Annotated in this window: 15 protein-coding genes and 1 pseudogene; 2 read left to right on the forward strand and 14 right to left on the reverse strand. The window is 43.5% G+C overall.

Annotated features, from left to right (window positions below; translation table 11 throughout):
- Positions 1 to 44: 44 nt before the first annotated feature.
- Together scrK and SK629_RS08220 are read right to left on the reverse strand one after the other, a co-directional pair.
- Positions 45 to 932 (reverse strand): fructokinase ScrK, encoded by an 888-nt coding sequence (scrK, locus tag SK629_RS08215; protein ID WP_042901406.1) that lies wholly within the window; start codon positions 930 to 932, stop codon positions 45 to 47.
- A 149-nt stretch (positions 933 to 1,081) separates the two neighbouring features.
- Positions 1,082 to 2,965, reverse strand: a complete 1,884-nt coding sequence (locus SK629_RS08220; protein ID WP_042901407.1) for a sucrose-specific PTS transporter subunit IIBC — start codon at positions 2,963 to 2,965, stop codon at positions 1,082 to 1,084.
- Between the two features lie 380 nt (positions 2,966 to 3,345).
- Between SK629_RS08220 and SK629_RS08230 the strand changes: the two genes are divergently transcribed.
- Both SK629_RS08230 and SK629_RS08235 read left to right on the forward strand, forming a co-directional pair.
- Positions 3,346 to 4,800: a sucrose-6-phosphate hydrolase gene (locus SK629_RS08230; protein WP_042901408.1), complete on the forward strand. Its 1,455-nt coding sequence runs from the start codon at positions 3,346 to 3,348 to the stop codon at positions 4,798 to 4,800.
- Complete coding sequence (locus SK629_RS08235) at positions 4,781 to 5,746, forward strand: LacI family DNA-binding transcriptional regulator (protein WP_042901409.1); 966 nt, start codon at positions 4,781 to 4,783, stop codon at positions 5,744 to 5,746. The genes SK629_RS08230 and SK629_RS08235 overlap by 20 nt, the downstream gene beginning before the upstream one ends.
- 189 nt (positions 5,747 to 5,935) lie before the next feature.
- Here SK629_RS08235 and SK629_RS08240 read toward each other — a convergent pair whose 3' ends face one another.
- From SK629_RS08240 to SK629_RS08295, 12 genes and pseudogenes are all read right to left on the reverse strand, one after another.
- Positions 5,936 to 7,210, reverse strand: a complete 1,275-nt coding sequence (locus SK629_RS08240; protein ID WP_042901410.1) for a hydroxymethylglutaryl-CoA reductase, degradative — start codon at positions 7,208 to 7,210, stop codon at positions 5,936 to 5,938.
- A complete protein-coding gene (locus tag SK629_RS08245) occupies positions 7,210 to 8,382 on the reverse strand; it encodes a hydroxymethylglutaryl-CoA synthase (RefSeq protein ID WP_042901599.1) in 1,173 nt (390 codons plus the stop codon). The genes SK629_RS08240 and SK629_RS08245 overlap by 1 nt, the downstream gene beginning before the upstream one ends.
- A 112-nt stretch (positions 8,383 to 8,494) precedes the next feature.
- Positions 8,495 to 8,944 carry a threonine/serine exporter family protein gene (locus SK629_RS08250; RefSeq protein WP_042901411.1) on the reverse strand — a complete coding sequence of 150 codons (450 nt, stop codon included), beginning with the start codon at positions 8,942 to 8,944 and terminating at the stop codon, positions 8,495 to 8,497.
- Position 8,945: 1 nt separating this feature from the next.
- Positions 8,946 to 9,704: a threonine/serine exporter family protein gene (locus tag SK629_RS08255; protein WP_042901412.1), complete on the reverse strand. Its 759-nt coding sequence runs from the start codon at positions 9,702 to 9,704 to the stop codon at positions 8,946 to 8,948.
- Positions 9,705 to 9,792: 88 nt separating this feature from the next.
- Positions 9,793 to 11,691 (reverse strand): Stk1 family PASTA domain-containing Ser/Thr kinase, encoded by a 1,899-nt coding sequence (pknB, locus tag SK629_RS08260; protein WP_042901413.1) that lies wholly within the window; start codon positions 11,689 to 11,691, stop codon positions 9,793 to 9,795.
- Positions 11,688 to 12,428, reverse strand: a complete 741-nt coding sequence (locus SK629_RS08265; RefSeq protein WP_042901414.1) for a Stp1/IreP family PP2C-type Ser/Thr phosphatase — start codon at positions 12,426 to 12,428, stop codon at positions 11,688 to 11,690. Before SK629_RS08265 ends, pknB begins: the two co-directional genes overlap by 4 nt.
- A gap of 14 nt (positions 12,429 to 12,442) precedes the next feature.
- A pseudogene (rsmB, locus tag SK629_RS08270) lies at positions 12,443 to 13,755 on the reverse strand (16S rRNA (cytosine(967)-C(5))-methyltransferase RsmB).
- Complete coding sequence (fmt, locus tag SK629_RS08275) at positions 13,748 to 14,683, reverse strand: methionyl-tRNA formyltransferase (RefSeq protein ID WP_042901415.1); 936 nt, start codon at positions 14,681 to 14,683, stop codon at positions 13,748 to 13,750. Before fmt ends, rsmB begins: the two are co-directional and overlap by 8 nt.
- A 12-nt stretch (positions 14,684 to 14,695) precedes the next feature.
- Positions 14,696 to 17,092 carry a primosomal protein N' gene (locus SK629_RS08280; RefSeq protein WP_042901416.1) on the reverse strand — a complete coding sequence of 799 codons (2,397 nt, stop codon included), beginning with the start codon at positions 17,090 to 17,092 and terminating at the stop codon, positions 14,696 to 14,698.
- A 65-nt stretch (positions 17,093 to 17,157) separates the two neighbouring features.
- Entirely contained in the window at positions 17,158 to 17,472 is a 315-nt protein-coding gene (rpoZ, locus tag SK629_RS08285; RefSeq protein ID WP_000979235.1) for a DNA-directed RNA polymerase subunit omega, read from the reverse strand.
- A gap of 24 nt (positions 17,473 to 17,496) precedes the next feature.
- Positions 17,497 to 18,123, reverse strand: coding sequence for a guanylate kinase (gene gmk, locus SK629_RS08290; protein WP_000775041.1), 627 nt, complete (start codon positions 18,121 to 18,123; stop codon positions 17,497 to 17,499).
- A 133-nt stretch (positions 18,124 to 18,256) separates the two neighbouring features.
- Positions 18,257 to 19,870: a ribonuclease Y gene (locus SK629_RS08295; RefSeq protein ID WP_000404936.1), complete on the reverse strand. Its 1,614-nt coding sequence runs from the start codon at positions 19,868 to 19,870 to the stop codon at positions 18,257 to 18,259.
- Positions 19,871 to 19,974: the final 104 nt, after the last annotated feature.

A 19,974-nucleotide genomic window follows, 5' to 3' on the forward strand; every position in this document is an offset into this window, starting at 1 on the left:
TTCAGCCACAAAATCCGTTTGGTTTCCCAAGCGGATTTTGTGCTTTATTTTGAAACTTCTTTTGCAAGAACAAAGTTCCCAAGTGTGGCAGAACCATTTCCTGCAACTGCTGGTGTCACGATGTAATCACGCACATCAGGTACTGGTAGGTAACCATTGAGAAGAGATGTAAATTTCTCACGGACACGGTCCAGCATGTGTTGTTGAGCCATGACCCCTCCACCAAAGACAATCACGTCTGGGCGGAAAGTCACTGTCGCATTAACCGCAGCTTGAGCGATATAGTAGGCTTGAACATCCCAAACAGGGTTGTTGAGTTCAATGTTTTCCCCACGAACACCTGTACGAGCTTCCAAACTTGGACCAGCTGCATAGCCTTCCAAACATCCTTTGTGGAATGGACAAACACCGTTGAATTCTTTTTCAATATCCATTGGGTGTCTAGCAACATAGTAGTGACCCATTTCAGGGTGACCCACACCACCGATAAACTCACCACGTTGGATGACACCTGCACCGATACCTGTACCGATTGTGTAGTAAACTAAGTTTTCGATACGGCCACCAGCATTGTTACGGGCAACCACTTCACCATAAGCAGAGCTGTTTACGTCGGTTGTGAAATACATTGGCACGTTAAGGGCACGACGAAGGGCACCAAGCAAGTCCACATTTGCCCAGTTTGGTTTTGGAGTCGTTGTGATAAAGCCATAAGTTTTTGAGTTTTTATCAATATCAATCGGACCAAATGAACCGACTGCAAGACCAGCAAGATTATCGAATTTTGAGAAGAACTCAATGGTTTTATCGATTGTTTCGATTGGAGTTGCTGTTGGAAATTGTGTTTTTTCTACAACGTTAAAGTTTTCATCACCGACAGCACAGACAAACTTTGTACCGCCCGCTTCCAAGCTTCCATATAATTTTGTCATGATAAACCTCTTGTTTTTTATTTTCTTTATTATAGCATATTTGAAAAGTCTAAATTTCTCTATTTTTTAGATTTTCCTCTGTAAATCTTACCATTCAAGCAAAAACGAACAAACAGGTCATTTGTTCGTTTTCATTTAGCTAGAAAAGACTAAGCTTTCACTTCGATAAGAGCATCTCCCTTCGCAACTGAACCTGTTGCGACTGGAGCTACTGAAGCGTAGTCAGCTGTATTTGTAACGATAACCATTGTTGTATCATCAAGACCAGCTGCAGCGATTTTGTTTGAGTCAAATGTTCCAAGAACATCGCCAGCTTTAACCTTATCACCTTGAGCAACTTTTGCTTCAAAACCTTCACCATTCATAGATACAGTGTCAATACCAACGTGGATCAAAACTTCAGCACCATCAGTTGTTTTCAAACCAAAAGCGTGTCCTGTTGGAAAGGCAATTGAAACTTCAGCATCAGCTGGTGCATATACCACACCTTGACTTGGTTTCACAGCGATACCTTGTCCCATAGCTCCACTTGAGAAGACTGGGTCATTGACATCAGCAAGAGCGACAACATCACCAACGATAGGAGTTACAAGTGTTTCATTTTGAAGAGCTGCTGGCGCAACTTCTTCTTTTTCTTCAGCAACTTCAGATTGTTTTGCAGATGCAGTTGCGTCTACTTCATCTTCGTAACCAAACATGTAAGTAAGGGCAAAACCAAGGGCAAATGATACAGCTACCATAAGAAGGTATTGTGGAAGTTGTCCGTTACCGATGTAAAGCATTGTACCAGGGATGATGGTGATACCATTACCAGTACCAGCAAGTCCAAGGATTGAAGCCAATCCACCACCGATTGCACCAGCAATCAATGAAAAGAAGAATGGTTTACGGAAGCGCAAGTTTACCCCGAAGATAGCAGGCTCTGTAATACCTAGGAAGGCTGAAAGAGCAGCTGGGAAAGCAAGTGTTTTCAGTTTTGGATTTTTAGTTTTAACACCAACCGCAACAGTCGCAGCACCTTGAGCTGTCATAGCAGCTGTGATGATTGCGTTGAATGGGTTAGCATGGTCAGCAGCAAGCAATTGAACTTCAAGCAAGTTGAAGATGTGGTGCACACCTGACACGACGATCAATTGGTGAACCCCACCAATCAAGAAACCACCAAGACCAAATGGCATACTAAGGATCGCTTTTGTCGCGATAAGGATGTAGTTTTCAACAACGTGAAAGACTGGTCCGATGACAAATAGTCCAAGGATAGACATGACCAAAAGTGTCACGAATGGTGTTACCAAGAGGTCAATCACATCTGGAACAACCTTGCGGACAGCTTTTTCAAATTTAGCTCCGACAACCCCGATGATGAAGGCTGGAAGAACGGAACCTTGCAAACCAACAACAGGAATGAAACCAAAGAAGTTCATAGCAGTTACTTCACCACCTGAAGCGACTGCCCAAGCGTTTGGAAGTGAGCCAGAAACAAGCATCATACCAAGAACGATACCAACGGCTGGATTTCCACCGAATACACGGAAGGTTGACCACACAACCAAACCTGGTAAGATAATGAAGGCTGTATCTGTCAAGATTTGAGTGTAAGTTGTCACGTCAGCTGGCAGTGTCATTCCAAGAGCAGTCAAGAGACCACGCACACCCATGAAAAGACCTGTCGCTACGATAACTGGGATGATTGGAACGAAAACGTCACCGAAAGTACGGATAGCACGTTGGAACCAGTTCCCTTGTTTGGCAGCTTCTGCTTTCATGTCATCTTTAGATGATGTTGGCAAACCAAGTGCAACAACTTCATCGTACATTTTGTTAACTGTACCTGTACCAAAGATGATTTGGTATTGACCTGAGTTAAAGAAAGCACCTTGAACTTTTTCCAAGTTCTCAATCACTTCTTTATTGATTTTTTCTTCATCTTTGACCATGACACGAAGACGAGTCGCACAGTGGGCAACACTGTTAACATTTTCACGTCCGCCCAAGGCATCGATGACTTTTTTTGCAATTTCCTGATTGTTCATTTGCAAAAATCTCCTTATATAAAATTTTGTTCTTGTTTGAAAGCGATTTTATTCGCCCTTACGACTATTATTTTATCATGTTTTAGAAATATGTCAAGCGTTTTGCAGAAAAATATTCTATCCACTTAGTGGAGACGCTTTAGATTAATTGTTTTTGACTATTTTATCAGGTATTCCTTGAAAAAATAAGTTTAAAATCTTGGTTTAAAAGGATTTTGCTTCACTTTCTTTCATTTTTTTGTAGATAGATGATTGATTTTCTGCTTTTGATTTATGATAAACGTTTGACAGTTTTTTCTCTTTTTTAACATAAAAGGCTTGCATTTTTTATCGAAAACGGTTACTATTAAAAGTAATAAGATTTTTGGAGGAATGAATGAATGGAATGGACAACTGAGCGTCGTTACAGACTTTATCAAGATTGGACGCAAGAAGAAATTCTACATATAAAGGAGAATATGGCACAATCTCCATGGCATACTCATTACCATGTTGAGCCAAAAATAGGACTTCTCAACGACCCAAATGGCTTTTCTTACTTTGATGGAAAGTGGATTGTTTTTTATCAGAACTTTCCTTTTGGTGCAGCCCACGGTTTGAAATCTTGGGTGCAATTGGAAAGTGAGGACTTGGTTCACTTCACAGAAACCGGAGTCAAAGTTTTGCCTGATACTCCATTAGATAGCCACGGTGCCTACTCTGGTTCTGCCATGCAATTTGGCGATCAGCTATTCCTATTTTATACAGGAAATGTCCGCGATAAAAACTGGATTCGTCATCCATACCAGATTGGGGCTTTGATGGACAAGGATGGCAAGATTACCAAGATTGACAAGATTTTGATTGACCAACCAGCAGACTCTACTGACCACTTCCGCGACCCGCAAATTTTTAACTTTAAGGGTCAATACTATGCTATCGTCGGTGGACAGGACTTGGAGAAAAAAGGTTTCGTTCGTCTCTACAAGGCTATTGACAACGACTACACAAACTGGCAAGTAGTTGGCGACCTTGACTTTGCTAACGATCGCACTGCCTACATGATGGAATGTCCAAATCTGGTCTTTGTAGGAGAACAACCTGTCCTTCTATACTGCCCACAAGGATTGGATAAGGATGTTCTAGACTACAATAATATCTATCCAAATATGTATAAGATTGGGGCTTCCTTTGACCCTGAAAATGCCAAAATGGTAGATGTGTCTCAACTTCAAAACATGGACTATGGTTTCGAAGCCTATGCAACTCAAGCCTTCAACGCTCCTGATGGACGTGTTCTAGCTGTTAGCTGGCTTGGCTTGCCTGATGTTTCATATCCATCTGACCGTTTTGACCACCAAGGAACCTTCTCTTTGGTCAAAGAACTGACTATCAAAGACGGTAAACTCTACCAATACCCAGTCGCGGCTATCAAGGACCTTCGTGCTTCTGAAGAAGCCTTATCAAACCGTGCCCAAACTAAGAACACTTACGAACTCGAGCTCAACTTGGAAGCCAATAACCAGAGCGAGATTGTCTTACTTGCTGATAAAGAAGGCAAGGGACTTTCCATCAACTTTGACCTTGTAAATGGTCAAGTGACAGTAGATCGTAGCCAGGCTGGTGAACAGTATGCCCAAGAATTTGGGACAACTCGTTCTTGCCCAATCGATAACCAAGCTACTACTGCTACAATTTTCATCGATAACTCTGTCTTTGAAATTTTCATCAATAAAGGAGAAAAAGTATTTTCCGGTCGTGTCTTCCCACATGCAGACCAAAATGGTATCCTGATCAAATCTGGAAACCCAACTGGAACTTACTATGAATTAGATTATGGTCGCAAAACTAACTGATGTCGCCAAACTTGCAGGCGTCAGCCCTACTACCATTTCTCGTGTTATCAATAAAAAGGGCTATCTCTCCGAGAAAACCATCCAAAAAGTCAATGAAGCCATGCGGGAATTGGGCTATAAACCCAACAACCTAGCTCGTAGTCTGCAAGGAAAATCGGCTAAGTTAATCGGCTTGATTTTCCCTAATATTTCCAATATTTTCTATGCAGAATTGATTGATAAGCTGGAACACCAACTCTTCAAAAATGGTTACAAGACCATCATCTGCAACAGTGAGCACGATTCCGAGAAGGAACGCGAATACATCGAAATGTTGGAAGCCAATCAGGTAGACGGCATCATTTCTGGTAGTCACAACTTGGGAATCGAAGACTACAATCGCGTGACAGCGCCGATTATTTCCTTCGACCGAAACCTATCGCCAGACATTCCAGTCGTTTCCTCTGACAACTACGCTGGTGGGGTTCTCGCAGCCCAAACCTTAGTCAAGACAGGCGCCCAGTCTATCATCATGATTACAGGGAACGACAATTCCAATTCGCCAACTGGACTACGCCACGCTGGTTTTGCATCTGTTCTCCCAAAAGCTACTATTATCAATGTTTCCAGTGACTTTTCTCCCGTCAGAAAAGAAATGGAAATCAAAAATATCTTGACCCGTCAAAAACCAGACGCCATTTTTGCTTCGGATGATTTGACAGCTATTCTGGTCATTAAAATCGCTCAGGAGCTGGGCATTTCTGTCCCAGAAGAGCTCAAGGTCATCGGATATGATGGGACTTACTTTGTTGAGAATTACTATCCTCAACTAGCTACTATCAAGCAACCTTTGGAAGAGATAGCTTGCCTCACTGTTGACCTCCTCTTGCAGAAGATTGAAGGCAAGGAAGTAGCCACAACTGGTTACTTCTTACCAGTTACCCTATTACCTGGAAAAAGTATTTGATACTCTTCGAAAATCAAAGAGCAAACTAGGAAACTAGCCGCAGGTTGCTCAAAGCACTGCTTTGAGGTTGTAGATAATACTGACAAAGTCAGTTACATATATCTACGGCAAGGCGAAGCTGGCGTGGTTTGAAGAGATTTTCGAAGAGTATAAGCACAAGAAAACTCAGACCGATTAGTCTGAGTTTTTTTATGATCTTAAGTTTTCTAGATAGCGCTGGGCTGTCTCTAGGTTAAAGGTCTTATCAGTAATGAGACGCTCAACTAGGGGAGCTACCTCAGATTCACTAGCACCTGCAAGGAGAGCCAAGGATTTGGCCTGCAATTTCATGTGACCTTGCTGAATCCCTGTACTCACCAAGGCTTTCAGGGCCGCAAAGTTTTGGGCAAGACCGATAGACACGATAATCTGAGCTAATTCTTTAGCTGAAGGATTTCCCAGTAGTTCGTGACTGAGGGCTACACGAGGATTAAGACCGATAGAGCCACCCTTGGTTGCTACAGGCATGGGCAAGGTCATCCCACCGACTAATTCTTCTCTTTCAAGGTCCAGCGTCCAGCGACTGAGACCTTGATAGTACCCGTCTCGACTAGCAAAGGCATGGGCTCCTGCTTCAATGGCACGCCAGTCATTTCCAGTAGCAATCAAAATGGCATCAATACCATTAAAAATCCCTTTATTGTGGGTAGTAGCTCGATAAGGATCAGCCTGCGCAAACTGACTAGCCAAAGCCATTTTCTCCGCAATTTCCCGTCCTTGATCCTTTTGGCGACTCAAGTAGCGAAAGGCGATGCGACAGCTTGCAGTCACCAGAGAATCGGTCGCGTAGTTGGACAGGATTCCCATGAGACTCTGTCCCTGACTGAGTTCTTCTAAGACTGGTTTCAAGGCTTCCAGCATAGTATTGAGCATATTGGCTCCCATGGCTTCTTGGGTATCGACATGGAGATAAACAACGAGAAAGTCTGTTTCGCCTTTTATCTGTTCTACATGCAAATCACGCGCCCCACCTCCACGTTTAACGATAGAAGGATAGGCTTGATTGGCAAGTTCTAAGAGCTCAGTCTTTTTGTTTGCAATCTTCTCTTGCGCTTGTCCAGGATTAGCAACTTGATAAAGAGCTACCTGCCCAATCATCTGGCGCTCATGGACTTGTGCAGTAAAGCCACCTGCTCGCTTGATGATTTTGCTGGCATAACTAGCCGCAGCAACCACAGACGGTTCTTCTGTCACATAGGGAACTGTGTATTCCTGACCATTGACGAGGACCTCTGGAACCAGCGAATAAGGCAGAGAAAAAGTTCCCACCACATTCTCACTCAGCTGGTCTGCGACAGTCACGCTCATCTGTTCATCCTGATCCAAACTCGCTTGCTTGTCAGGACTAAGGAGCGCCTGAGCTTGTAACAGCTCGAGGCGCTCAGGGTATGATTTTTTAGAAAATCCATTCCAACTTATCTTCATTATTTTTCAACCTTGCTATAACGGCGTTGGTGGTCGATAATTTCAACCAAGGCATAGTCTTGATTTTCATATCCAGTAAACTGGGCTGAGTTTGTTTCATCCAATACCACTTCCTCAAAGAAGACCTTTTCATAGTCGGCGACGGATAGGGCAGTACGTTGGTTGAGCTTGTTCAAGCGGTCTTTATCTAGATAGGCTTCATAACCTTCAACCAATTCACCACTGAAGAACTCAGCCACAGCCCCACTTCCGTAACTATAAAGGGCAATTTTATCTCCAGCTTTCAGGCTCTCTGTATTTTCCAAGAGAGACAAAAGTCCAAGGAAAAGTGAACCTGTGTAGATATTCCCCACCTTTTGACTGTAGAGAATAGACTGGTCAAAATGCTTTTGCAAGAGGTCTTTTTTCTCTTGGGGCAGGTTCTTATCCATGATTTTTTTCAAGCCTTTCAGCGCTAATTTAGGGTAAGGCAAATGGAAACAAACAGCCGCAAAATCATCTAAAGTAAGCTGGTAGCGTTTTTGGTATTCAAGCCAAGTCGTTTTCAAACTATCCAAATATTGTTGGGTAGAATAAACACCATTTACATAAGGGGTTGTTGAGTAATTTGGACGCCAGAAATCCATGATGTCACGAGTCTGAGCGACATTGTCATTATTAAAGGCCATAATGCGTGGATTTTGAGTAATCAACATAGCCACACTTCCAGCACCTTGAGTGGGTTCTCCTGGAGTTTCAATACCGTATTTGGCAATATCACTGGCAATGACCAAGACCTTGGACTCTGGAGAATTTTCCACATGCAATTTGGCATAATGAAGGGCAGCTGTCGCTCCATAGCAGGCTTCTTTAATCTCGAAACTACGAGCAAAAGGCTGGATACCCAACAAGCCATGCACAAAGACGGCCGCAGCCTTACTCTGGTCAATTCCTGACTCGGTAGCCACAATGACCATATCAATTTCTTGTCTTTCTTGCTCAGTTAAAATAGAGTCACTTGCACTAGCGGCCAAGGTCACGATATCCTCAGTTAAGGGCGCAATACTCAATTCTTCGAGTAAGAGTCCTTTGCTTAATTTTTCAGGGTCAATTCCCCTCGCTTCTGCTAAGTCTTGTAATTTCAAGACATATTGACTGGTCGCAAAACCAATCTTATCAATACCGATTGTCATATTTACCTCTGTTTTATCATTCATGTAAAAAATCGTTCATTACTATTTTATCACAAATAGCAGTAAAAGAGAGAAAAAAGACTTGATTCACCAAAGCAAGTCCCTTATTATTCTAATTATTTTGCTGTTTTCGTAAGTAGGAATAAAGTCTAAGAATCACTGTTCCACTAGCCATTCCAATGGAAATCACTAAAGCCAGCATGACAACCAAGGTTGCACTAGCAATGGCATGACTATAATCCCCCGTCACAAAAAAGGCAGTTGTCCGATAAGAAAGATAGCCTGGAACTAAGGGTGCCAAGATTGCCAAGATAAAGACTACAGCAGGGGTCTTGTAAAGAATACTTAAAATCTGGCTAACACAAGAACCGATAATAGCCGCAATAAAGGTGGCTACAATGACATTGGTCGGTTCCTTGAGCAAGAGATAGATTAGCCAGACAGCCATGCCCAAAATCCCTCCTGGTAAGAGCATAGACCGTTGAACATTGAGTACGATTAAAAAGGTAATAATAGCAAGAAGACTTGCCACTGCTTGTAATAAAAAGGTTGTTAGTGTCATATTAGTTCATCAATACCAAGGCGACAGAAGTTCCTGCCCCTAAAGCAAGGGTAATGAGCAGGGATTCAAACATCTTACTCATACCAGAGTTTATGTGGTTGGTCATAATATCCCGAACCGCATTTGTTAAGGCAATTCCTGGTACAAAAGGCATAACCGCACCAGCTATAATCAAATCTGCCGTTGCAGGAAATCCTGTATAGCGAGCCCAAAACTGGGCAATCATCCCAAAGACGAAGGCCCCAGCAAAGGCTGTCACAAAGGGAATTCGGATAAACTTCTCCACATAAAGGGAAAAGGCAAAACCAAATAAGGTAGCCACTCCTGCCCCAAGTGCGTCGTAGATATTTCCACTAAACATAACTGAAAAGAAAGGGGCACTAAAGGTCGCAGCCAGAGTCACCTGCACCTTGGTATAGGGAAGCGGTTGAGCTTGCAAGGTCGTCAATTGCTTGAAGGCTGTCTCTAAATCAATCTGCCCCCTAACCAGATGACGAGAAATCTGGTTGACATCACAGACTTTTTCAATATTATAAGAAGAGGAAGTCACGCGCTTCATGCGTGAAATATTGGTATTTTCAATCGAGAAAAAGATTGCGGCAGGCATGGCAAGAACATTGCAATCCACAATCCCCTGCGAATGCGCAATGCGAATCATGGTATCTTCTACGCGATGAATCTCTGAGCCACTTTTAAGGAGAATGGTCCCTGCTAGCATAATCACATCGATAACAGCATTTAATTCTCTTGATTCTTCCATGCTTTCCTCCCTTTATCAACTCCTTCTATTTTATCACAAATCTGGAGTCAAAAAAAATCTTTGCCATGAAATCATGACAAAGATTCGTTTAATCACGTGAATTTTCGTGGTTGCCTTCACTACTTGACTGAGTAGTAGGTGCATTCCCTCGTTGATTTCCTTGTTGGTTCCCCTGACTTGGTGTTGTAGTAGAACCTTGGTTTCCACGTTGAGCTGGTGCTGATGATGACGTTGACGGCGGTGTTTTTGGCTTGTAAATTGAAATCTTGACACGCGTCTTCGTCAAATCAACCTTTTCACCTGCTTTTGGACTCTGTTCAACGACTGTACCTTCAGCAGTTCCAGCGGGAGCTGTCGACACTTCTACAACTTCAATATTGGCTTCTTTAATACCGACAATTTGAACGAGATTATTTTTAGTAAATTCGAGACTAGATCCTTTATAACTTGGCATAGAAACGCTGGTTACCTTCTTAGCAACGGTTAAGGTAATCGTTGAGGCCTTGCTCAAATCATAGGTTGTTCCAGCAGCTGGACTCTGTCTGAGAACAGTTCCTGCTTCACTCTCACTTGATTCTTCTTCCTCAATCTTGATGAGATTTTCAGGAACCTTCTTCTGCTTGAGTTCCGCGATAACATCTGTCGATTTACGGCCGATATAGTTACTCAATTGGAAAGATTGCTTGCCTGATGAGACAACCAAATTGATTTTCGAACCTTCTTTTCGAGTCGTTCCAGCATCAGGATCTGTACGGATAATCCGCCCTTCTTCCACCTTTTCACTAGCCTCTGATTTCTCCTCGCCAATCTCAAAATTGGCTTTCTTGAGAGTTTCCTTGGCCTCCGCCACTGTCTGACCTGCCACATTTGGAATGGCAATGGTTGCAGGAGTTCTGGATAATATCCAAATCAGAGAGGCTGCCACCAATACAATGCTGGCCAACAAAATCATATAACGAACTCTAAATTTCCGTTTCTTAACAGGCTTGGTTGCGTAATTGTCTTCTGAAACCTGCTGACTCGGCTTCGCAACCTGTGGCTTCGGACTTTGTGTTTGCACCTTAGGAATCGATGTCAAGGTACTCTGAGATACTTTTGGTAGAGTCTTGGTGTCCGCCTTAGTAGTATCATTAAATACCAGTTTAGGCTCATTGCGACGATTGTAAGACAAGCTACTAGACAAGTCCACATACATCTCTGCAACTGACTGATAACGATCTGTCAATTTCTTGGCAGTTGCCTTGATGACAACATTCTCCAAAGCCTGAGGCACAGATGAATTTTCAGCTATAACCGATGGCAGTGGTTTCTGGAAATGCTGAAGTGCGATGGTCACCGCACTATCCCCGTCATAAGGGATATGGCCCGTCAGCATCTCATAGAAAATAATCCCCATGGCATAGATATCACTCTGTACAGTCGCCTTCGAACCACGCGCCTGCTCTGGTGACAAGTAATGAACTGAACCCAGCATCGAGTTAGTCTGAGTTAGACTTGTCTCAGCAAAGGCTACTGCAATCCCAAAGTCTGTTACTTTGGCAGTCCCATCTGGGGTCAAGAGGATATTTTGAGGTTTCAAGTCCCTATGGACAATTCCTCTGGTATGGGCTAAGCGCATGGCTAGGAGGATTTGTCCCATAATGCGGACAGCTTCTTCATTAGAGAGAGGGTAGTGTTCCTTGATATAGCGTTTGAGGTCTAGTCCAGCAACATACTCCATTGCAAGATACTGTTGACCGTCTTCCTCACCAATATCTGTTATCCGAACGATATGAGGATGGTCTAGATCTGCCATAGCTCTCGCTTCACGCTGAAAACGAGCTACAGCTATCGGGTCCGTCTGGTAGTTAGTCCTCAGGACCTTCACTGCCACTTCTTCTCCGTCTAGAATTAAATCCTTGGCCAAATAGACATCTGCCATGCCTCCTCGGCCAATCTGTTTCACAATCCGATAGCGTCCGGCAAAAATCTTGCCGATTTGGATCATTCTGCATCCTCCTCGTTCATAGAAACAAGGGCAACCGTAATGTTGTCTAAACCTCCTGCATTGTTAGCAAAACGCACGAGTGTCGCTGTTTTATCTGCCAAAGGAATATCACTGGTTACAATATCACAAATCTCACTTCCTGAAATCATGTTGGTCAAACCATCACTATTGAGCAAGAGATAGTCACCTAGCTCAAGAGTAATTATTCCAAAATCAGGTTGAACTTCATCTTTTTGACCGATAGACTGGGTAATAATATTTTTCTGTGGATGGCTTGCTGCTTCTTCTGGCGTCAATTGACCTGCCTTGAGCAATTCATTGACCAAGGAATGGTCGCTCGTTAACTGGTGGTATTCTTCCCCACGAATCAAACCGATACGAGAATCTCCAATATGAGCATAGATAGCCTGATTGCCAATAATAGCAACAGCTTCTAGAGTTGTTCCCATTCCTTTATAGGCATCATCTTGTCCAAGTTGGTGAATCTTTTGATTTTCAATTTCTAGGTAATTGCCGAACCATTCACGCACTTCATTGACTGTATCGATCTGGGTATCAACCCAAGCTATACCTAGGTCTGTTACTGCCATTTCACTAGCAATATTTCCTGCGCGATGACCTCCCATCCCATCAGCTAAAATAATCATGGTACGTCCAGCTCTATTGACATAGTGGTTGACATAGTCTTGGTTATTTGTTCGTTTCTGACCAACATCTGTTAATAATGAAATTTCCATGTGTCAGTTCCTTCCTAATCCGATATCTTGCGAAATTGACTGATGAAGAATCCATCACTTCCATACAATTCAGGTGTAATGAGGATACAGCCATCTTTCATGATATCCTTACATTCATGTTCTAGTTTTACCTGCTCGAACTCGGGATGACTTTCTAAAAAGGCCTCAACGACTTGAAAATTCTCCTCTGAAACAATGGTACAGGTACTATAAGTTATTATACCACCTTTGCCTAGTGTTTGACAAACACTACCTAATATTTCGAGCTGAATTTCCTGTAAGGACGCGAAATCTGCCGTTTCTTTATTGTATTTGATGTCTGGTTTTCGGCGCAAAAGACCGATTCCTGAACAGGGAGCATCCACCAAAATCTTATCAAATGAATTCTGCCCAAAAAACTCATGCACCTTTCTGGCATCCAATTTTTGCCTTTGAATTCGATCTGCAACTCCCAGACGTTGGGCGTTTTCTTGAATTAAGTCCAACTTATGGTCGTAAAGGTCCAAAGCCGTAACCTGACCTGTCGTGAGATAAGAGGCTATATGGGCTGTTTTCCCACCCGGAGCCGCACAGGCATCTAGGACCTGCTCATCACCTTGTAAATCAAGCGTCGGAGCAACCAGCTGACTAGATTCGTCTTGAATGGTAATGGCTCCCTCCGCAAACAAATCATGACCTGCAAAATTTCCTTGCTCCTTAACCAGACCAGAAGGAGACAAGGATGAATCACTGGCCTCCAACAAGGCTTGTATTTCCTCTTTTCGACTTAAATCAGTCACTCGGATACTGGCCTTATTTCGCACCAAAAGGCTTTCAAAGATGGCTTGTGCTCTCTCTTCACCGTATTCTTCCTTGAGTTTGGCAACTAGCCAAACTGGGAGAGAATAGGCAATGGAATCACGTTTGTTTTTCGTTTGATGCTGGCAATATCTGGCCATCCTTCACGCAGGATACGGCGAAGGACGGCGTTGACTAATTTTTCACTGCCTTTTTTACGGAATTTAGCCAATTCCACCGCTTCATTAACCACAGCATGGTCTGGAATTTTGTCTAAATAGCGGAGCTGGTAGGCACTCATGAGAAGAAGGACATAGAGCCAACTGTCTAACTGGTCTCTGTCTTCGATAAAGTGGGACAGGTACCATTCCAGAGTCAGTTTGCGGGCTACCGTTCCGTAGACAATCTCTGTCACCAAGCCCTTGTCCGCTGCCGAAAGTTGACTTCCCTTGAGATGCTTATTTAAGGCGATGTTTGAGTATGCTTGATTGATAAAGACATCCTCTAGCACTGCCAAAGCTAGACTTCTAGCCGTTTCTACTTTAGTCACCAAATCGTTCTCCTACAGTCAATGTCCGTCCAACACCGTTGAGGAAGGAAGCAATGTCCATCTTAGGTTTGCCAGCTGGCTGAACTTGTTTGAGAGACAAAGCTCCTTCTGCCGTTGCGACAATCAATTCTTTCTTGCCGATAGAGAGGATTTCACCTGGATTGCCTTGACCTTCTACTGGTAGGGCTTCATAAATCTTAAAGCGGTCGCCCTTGAGAAAAGTATGGGCAACAGGCCACGGGTTCATGCCACGGATTTGGTTGAAGAGTTGACGATTGGTTTTGTTCCAGTCCAGTTTTTCTTCCTCTGACTTGATATTTGGCGAGAAAGTAACCTGACTCGGATCCTGCGGTTCAGGTTTGATATCACCAGCAATATAGGCAGGCAAAGTGTCCAAAAGCAAATCACTACCTACGAGAGCTAATTTCTCAAACAAGGTCCCAACATTATCCTCATCTGTGATCGGAATGCTACGACGGGAAATCATGTCTCCTGCATCCATTTCCTTAACCATTTCCATAATGGTCACACCAGCTTCCTCATCACCTTGAATCAAGGCATAATGGATAGGCGCACCACCACGGTGTTTAGGAAGGAGGGAGGCGTGGACATTGACTGCAAAATCCATGCTATCAAGGAGTCTACTTGGGAGAAACTGGCCAAAAGCAGCAGTCACAATTCCATCTGCTCCTAACTGCATAATAGCTTCCATCTCTGGACTTCCAGATAATTTTTCAGGTTGGTAGATAGGAAGTCCTGCCTCTTTGGCAGCTTGTTTAACTGGGGTTTCTTGAATAACTTTTTTACGCCCAACAGCACGGTCAGGCTGGGTCACAACGGCTAGAATCTCATAGCGGTCATCTGTCAAAAGTCCTTTTAAGACGGTTGCTGAAAAATCGGGGGTCCCCATAAAAATTAATTTTGTCATATCTTCTCCTTCTTATAAAAATTGCTGTGGCTCATGGTCAATGCTGAGACGGAGCTCACTATTTTCCCGTTCTTGAGTCAAGGCCAGAACCTGATTTAGAGTCGGCCCCAGCTCATCTTCTAAACGGTATTTAATCAAAATCTGGTAATGATAGAGGTTGTGGGTACGAGCAATAGGTTTTGGCGTTGGCCCGAGAATCTTACTGGTCTCTGACAAACCTGACCGCAAAATATTCATGACTTCATAGGCACGTTTGACAACCACTTCTTCTTTCTTGTGAGAAAGGGTAATACCAATGGTGAAATAGTAAGGCGGATAGCCAAGTTGTCGTCTAATTCCCATTTCATAGGCATAAAAGCCTTCGTAATTCTGATCCTTGGCAAATCGAATAGCATAATGCTGCGGATTGTAAGACTGAATCAAGACCTGACCAGCTTTTTCAGCCCGACCTGCGCGTCCTGACACTTGAGTCAAGAGCTGGAAGGTTCTCTCAGAAGAACGGAAATCAGGCAGATTCAAGGCTGTATCCGCATTGAGCACTCCGACTAGGGTCACATTGGGAAAATCCAATCCCTTGGCAATCATCTGAGTTCCTAGCAAGATATCTGCTTCTCCTCGCCCAAACTGGTCAAGGAGAGCTTGGTGACTACCTTTCTTACGAGTCGTATCCACATCCATGCGCAGAATGCGAGCCTGGGGAAAGAGTTCTGTCAGCTCGTCATAAGCCTTCTGAGTTCCCGTCCCGTAGTAACGAATACTGCGACTCTTACAGTTGGGGCAAACATGAGGAATATCCTTCGAAAAACCACAATAATGGCAATTCATGGTCTTAGTATCCATGTGCAAGGTCAAAGAAATGTCACAGTTGGGACAAGTATCCACGGTCCCACACTCCCGACACATGACAAAACTAGAATAGCCACGGCGATTGAGCATGAGAACTACCTGCTCTTTTTTAGCCAGACGGTCCTGAATAGCTTCTAGCAAAGGAGGCGTAAAATTTGACGTCTCGTTTTGTCCGATATAGTCTCGAAAGTCAATTACTTGAACCTCAGGGATTGTGGCTAGAGGATTGGCTCGTTGCGTCAGACGTATGTGTTGATAGACACCTTTTCCAGCCCGAGCACGGCTTTCCAGACTAGGAGTTGCTGAACCAAGCACCAGAGCCGCTTGATTATACTGGGCCCGTAAAATGGCCACTTCTCTGGCATGGTAACGGGGATTACTGTCTTGCTTATAAGTCGCTTCGTGCTCCTCATCGATAATCATAACACCTAAATTTTTCAGCGGAGCAAAGATGGCTGATCTAGCACCAACAACAACTTGAGCGTCTCCACGCTCGACCTTGCGCCATTCGTCATACTTTTCACCATTGGATAGGCCTGAGTGAAGAATGGCTACCTTGCCTCCAAAACGTGCAATAAAACGCTCGGTCATTTGCGGAGTCAAGGAAATCTCAGGCACCAGCAAAATAGCTGTCTTGCCCTTGTCCAAGGCCCCTTGGATAATCTGCAAGTAAACCTCGGTCTTCCCACTTCCTGTAATCCCTTGAAGGAGGAAGGGAGGCTGATGACTGCCAATCGCACTGACAACCGCATCTCGCGCCTGTCTTTGCTCTGGATTCAACTCCAAAGGCTGACTTGCTTCAATCCCTTCAAAATAAGCAGCCGAGCGTTGGACTTCCTTTTGGACTATGGTCACAGCACCTTGTTCCACAAAGAAGTTGACTTGCTCCCGCGAGTAGGACTCTAACAAACTAGCCAAGGAAGCACTTTCAGGATGAGACAGCAAGTAATCTCTCAATTCCAACTTTTTCTTGGCGCGTGTAGAAATCTCAACACCTTCTAATTGAGCAAGATTCACCTCATACCAGGACTGGGTCTTGATCTTCTTTTGATCAATCGCCTGATATTCTAGACCAAGCAGGCCTTTTCTAGTCAAACGCATCATTTCTGCTTGCTTACCTAAATCCAGAGAAGAAAAGGCAAGTGAATCTTCTGAACCAAACAGACGCTCTCGATCTTCCTGACTTAGGCCTTCCAGAGGATAGAGAATCTTGTCATAGCTGGAGTTCAGAAATCCTGGTAACATAGCCTTGAGGATAGAGATTTTGTAGGAGAAGACAGATTTGCGTAACTCCTCAGCCAGCCAGAGTTGTTCTTGCGTGAGAACAGGAGAAAAATCCAGCACCTCCGCAATATCTTTTAAATCTTGATTAACCTCTTCTTCATCTGGTTGGGACTCCAAACCAAGAACAATCCCTTGAATCAGGCGATTGCCCTTACCAAAAGGCACATGAACCCGCATCCCAACTTCTAGCATTCCCTCAAATTCCTCCGGAATCCTATAACTATAGGGTTGGTCCGTCTGCATCAAGGGCACATCCACAATAATCTTAGCTATAGCCATCTTCTCACCTCCTCCTTGTCAGTACATTCTTGTAATAGAAAAAATAAGATTGAGTCCCCCCAACCTTAAATTTTTTCACCATCTTCTTTTTCTTTAGCGATTTGCTCTTTGATTTTCTTTTCTTCTTCTTCTTTGCGGCGTTTTTCTTCTTCGATACGGCGACGCACTGCTTCACGTTTTCCTTCTGGATCTGGGTGAATTGTAACGTTTCCTGATTCGATTTCTTCTAAAGCGCGAAGAGTTGATTTTTCAGACTTGAAACCTTGAGTTGCTGGCGCACCTGCTTCCAATTCGTGGGCACGTTTTGCTTCCAAGATTACGAGTGAATATTTTGAAGGAACCTTGTCTAGCAAGGTATCAATAGAGGGTTTTAACATCATTTGCTTGTACCTATTTTCTAAATTTTATCGAGTAGTTGGAGATTTTGGTAACATCTCCTGATAGTGACCAATGACACGATCCACACGGAAGTGTTCTGCTTCGATCACACGTTTGACACGCTCAGCAGCTAGGGGCACCTGATCGTTGACAATCGCATAATCATACTCACGCATGAGAGCAATTTCTTCCTTGGCTTTTTCGATTCGTTGGGCAATTACTTCTGCACTGTCGGTTCCACGTCCTACCAAACGATCTTGCAATTCATCCAAATCTGGTGGTGTCAGGAAGATAAAGACAGCATCTGGAACCTTTTTCTTAACCTGAAGAGCTCCTTGAACTTCAATTTCAAGGAAAACATCGATTCCCTTGTCCAAGGTTTCATTGACATAGGTCAGAGGAGTTCCATAGTAGTTGCCGACATATTCTGCGTATTCCAACATCTGCCCTTGACGAATCAGCTCTTCAAACTCTTCACGAGTGCGGAAGAAATAGTCAACACCGTCCACTTCTCCAGGACGTTGTGCGCGTGTCGTCATCGATACAGAGTATTGAAATTGGTTTTCAGAACTCTCAAAAATCTCTCTTCTAACCGTTCCTTTTCCAACCCCTGAAGGACCAGAAAAAACGATTAGTAAGCCTCGGTCTGCCATTGTGTCTCCTTTTAGTCAGTCTGTAAAAATAAAATTTCCCTTCAGATAGTAGTATTTTGTACAAACTATCCTTCTACAGTCTTTCTATCTAGTGTAACAAAAAAGCAGTAATTTTTCAACTGCTCTTTCTTATTTATTTAGCATAATCTACTGCACGCAGTTCGCGAATCACGGTTACCTTGATATTTCCTGGGTAATCGAGATTGTTTTCAATTTTTTCACGAACTTTGTGAGCCAAGATTGTGACTTTGTCGTCCTTGATTTGTCCTGGATTGACCATGATGCGGATTTCACGTCCTGCCTGAAGGGCAAAGCTAGTTTGTACTCCTTCAAAGCCGTTAGCAATTTCTTCCAAATCATGAAGACGCTTGATGTAGCTTTCAAGAGACTCACTACGAGCACCTGGACGGGCTGCACTCAAGGCATCTGCTGCAGCAACGATAACTGCAATCACGCTCTCAGCTTCAACATCACCGTGGTGACTAGCAATCGTATTGACCACAACTGGATGTTCCTTGTACTTACGAGCCAATTCCATACCGATTTCAACGTGACTACCTTCAACCTCGCGGTCAATGGCTTTCCCAATATCGTGAAGGAATCCAGCACGACGGGCAAGAGCTGCATTTTCACCAAGCTCGCTCGCCATGATACCAGCCAACTTAGCAACCTCAATCGAATGACGCAAAACATTTTGTCCATAAGAAGTACGGAACTGCAAACGTCCCATAATCTTCATCAAGTCAGGGTGAAGGTTTGGCGCACCAATCTCATAGGCGGCAGCCTCACCATATTCACGGATTTTATTGTCAATCTCTTGACGGTTTTTCTCAACCAACTCTTCAATACGAGCTGGATGAATACGACCATCTTTGAGCAACATTTCCATAGTCATACGGGCAATTTCGCGACGAATCGGATCAAAACCTGACAAGGTTACCACTTCTGGTGTATCGTCAATAATCACATCGACCCCTGTCAAACTTTCAAAGGTACGAATGTTACGACCTTCACGACCAATAATGCGTCCCTTCATAGTATCGTCTGGCAGATGGACTGTTGAGTTTGTTGACTCTGCCACATATTCACCAGCGATACGTTGCATAGCTTGAACCAAGATGTCCTTGGCCATTTTATCAGAACGTTCCTTGACCTCTTGCTCAGCTTCACGAATACGGCTGGCAATCTCCTTGGTCAAGTTTTCCTCTGTCTGTGCCAAGATAATATCTCGTGCTTCTGCCTGAGACAGGGCACCAATACGCTCTAGCTCTGCTTCTTTTTGTCTTTCGACTTCCTCTAATTGCTCTTCACGCGCATCAAGGTTTTTCGCTCTATCAGAAATACTTTGTTCTTTTTGTTCAAGTGTTTGTTCTTTACTCGTCAAATTGTCGTCCTTACGGTCAAGGCTAGTAGCTCTCTCGGTCAAACGACTTTCGATTTGTTTGAGTTCTTGACGTTCTGATTTGAATTCAGCGTCCACTTCTTCACGGTATTTTCTGGCTTCTTCTTTGGCCTCCAATAGTGCTTCTTTTTTAAGAGACTTGCTTTCACGTTTGGCTTCATTAACCAATAAATCCGCTTCACGCTCAGCTTGTCCACGTAAATTAGTTGCTTCTTGTTCAGCATTTAAAAGCATCAACTCTGCAGCTTCCTGAGATGATTTCATCTTGGCTGAGATGCTGACATATCCAATGACTAAACCAATGATGACGGCAAAAACAGCAATCGCAAGCGACATGATTTCCATGTTTTTACCTCATTTTATTGTTATTCCGAATGACATACATTCCTTTACATTCTACCATAAAAAAGTGATTTTCACAAACCTAAAATAGAATATGTTTTGAGGAA

This window comes from Streptococcus mitis (assembly GCF_000722695.1).
Lineage (GTDB): Bacteria > Bacillota > Bacilli > Lactobacillales > Streptococcaceae > Streptococcus > Streptococcus mitis_O.

Coding starts and splice junctions, on each gene's coding strand:
- SK629_RS08245 (WP_042901599.1), bottom strand. CDS start 8,382: ATGACAATCGGTATTGATAAGATTGGTTTTGCGACCAGTCAATATGTC.
- SK629_RS08280 (WP_042901416.1), bottom strand. CDS start 17,092: ATGGCTATAGCTAAGATTATTGTGGATGTGCCCTTGATGCAGACGGAC.
- fmt (WP_042901415.1), bottom strand. CDS start 14,683: ATGACAAAATTAATTTTTATGGGGACCCCCGATTTTTCAGCAACCGTC.
- SK629_RS08235 (WP_042901409.1), top strand. CDS start 4,781: ATGGTCGCAAAACTAACTGATGTCGCCAAACTTGCAGGCGTCAGCCCT.
- SK629_RS08265 (WP_042901414.1), bottom strand. CDS start 12,428: ATGGAAATTTCATTATTAACAGATGTTGGTCAGAAACGAACAAATAAC.
- SK629_RS08220 (WP_042901407.1), bottom strand. CDS start 2,965: ATGAACAATCAGGAAATTGCAAAAAAAGTCATCGATGCCTTGGGCGGA.
- SK629_RS08230 (WP_042901408.1), top strand. CDS start 3,346: ATGGAATGGACAACTGAGCGTCGTTACAGACTTTATCAAGATTGGACG.
- SK629_RS08255 (WP_042901412.1), bottom strand. CDS start 9,704: ATGGAAGAATCAAGAGAATTAAATGCTGTTATCGATGTGATTATGCTA.
- SK629_RS08240 (WP_042901410.1), bottom strand. CDS start 7,210: ATGAAGATAAGTTGGAATGGATTTTCTAAAAAATCATACCCTGAGCGC.
- SK629_RS08250 (WP_042901411.1), bottom strand. CDS start 8,944: ATGACACTAACAACCTTTTTATTACAAGCAGTGGCAAGTCTTCTTGCT.
- gmk (WP_000775041.1), bottom strand. CDS start 18,123: ATGGCAGACCGAGGCTTACTAATCGTTTTTTCTGGTCCTTCAGGGGTT.
- scrK (WP_042901406.1), bottom strand. CDS start 932: ATGACAAAATTATATGGAAGCTTGGAAGCGGGCGGTACAAAGTTTGTC.
- pknB (WP_042901413.1), bottom strand. CDS start 11,691: ATGATCCAAATCGGCAAGATTTTTGCCGGACGCTATCGGATTGTGAAA.
- SK629_RS08295 (WP_000404936.1), bottom strand. CDS start 19,870: ATGGAAATCATGTCGCTTGCGATTGCTGTTTTTGCCGTCATCATTGGT.
- rpoZ (WP_000979235.1), bottom strand. CDS start 17,472: ATGATGTTAAAACCCTCTATTGATACCTTGCTAGACAAGGTTCCTTCA.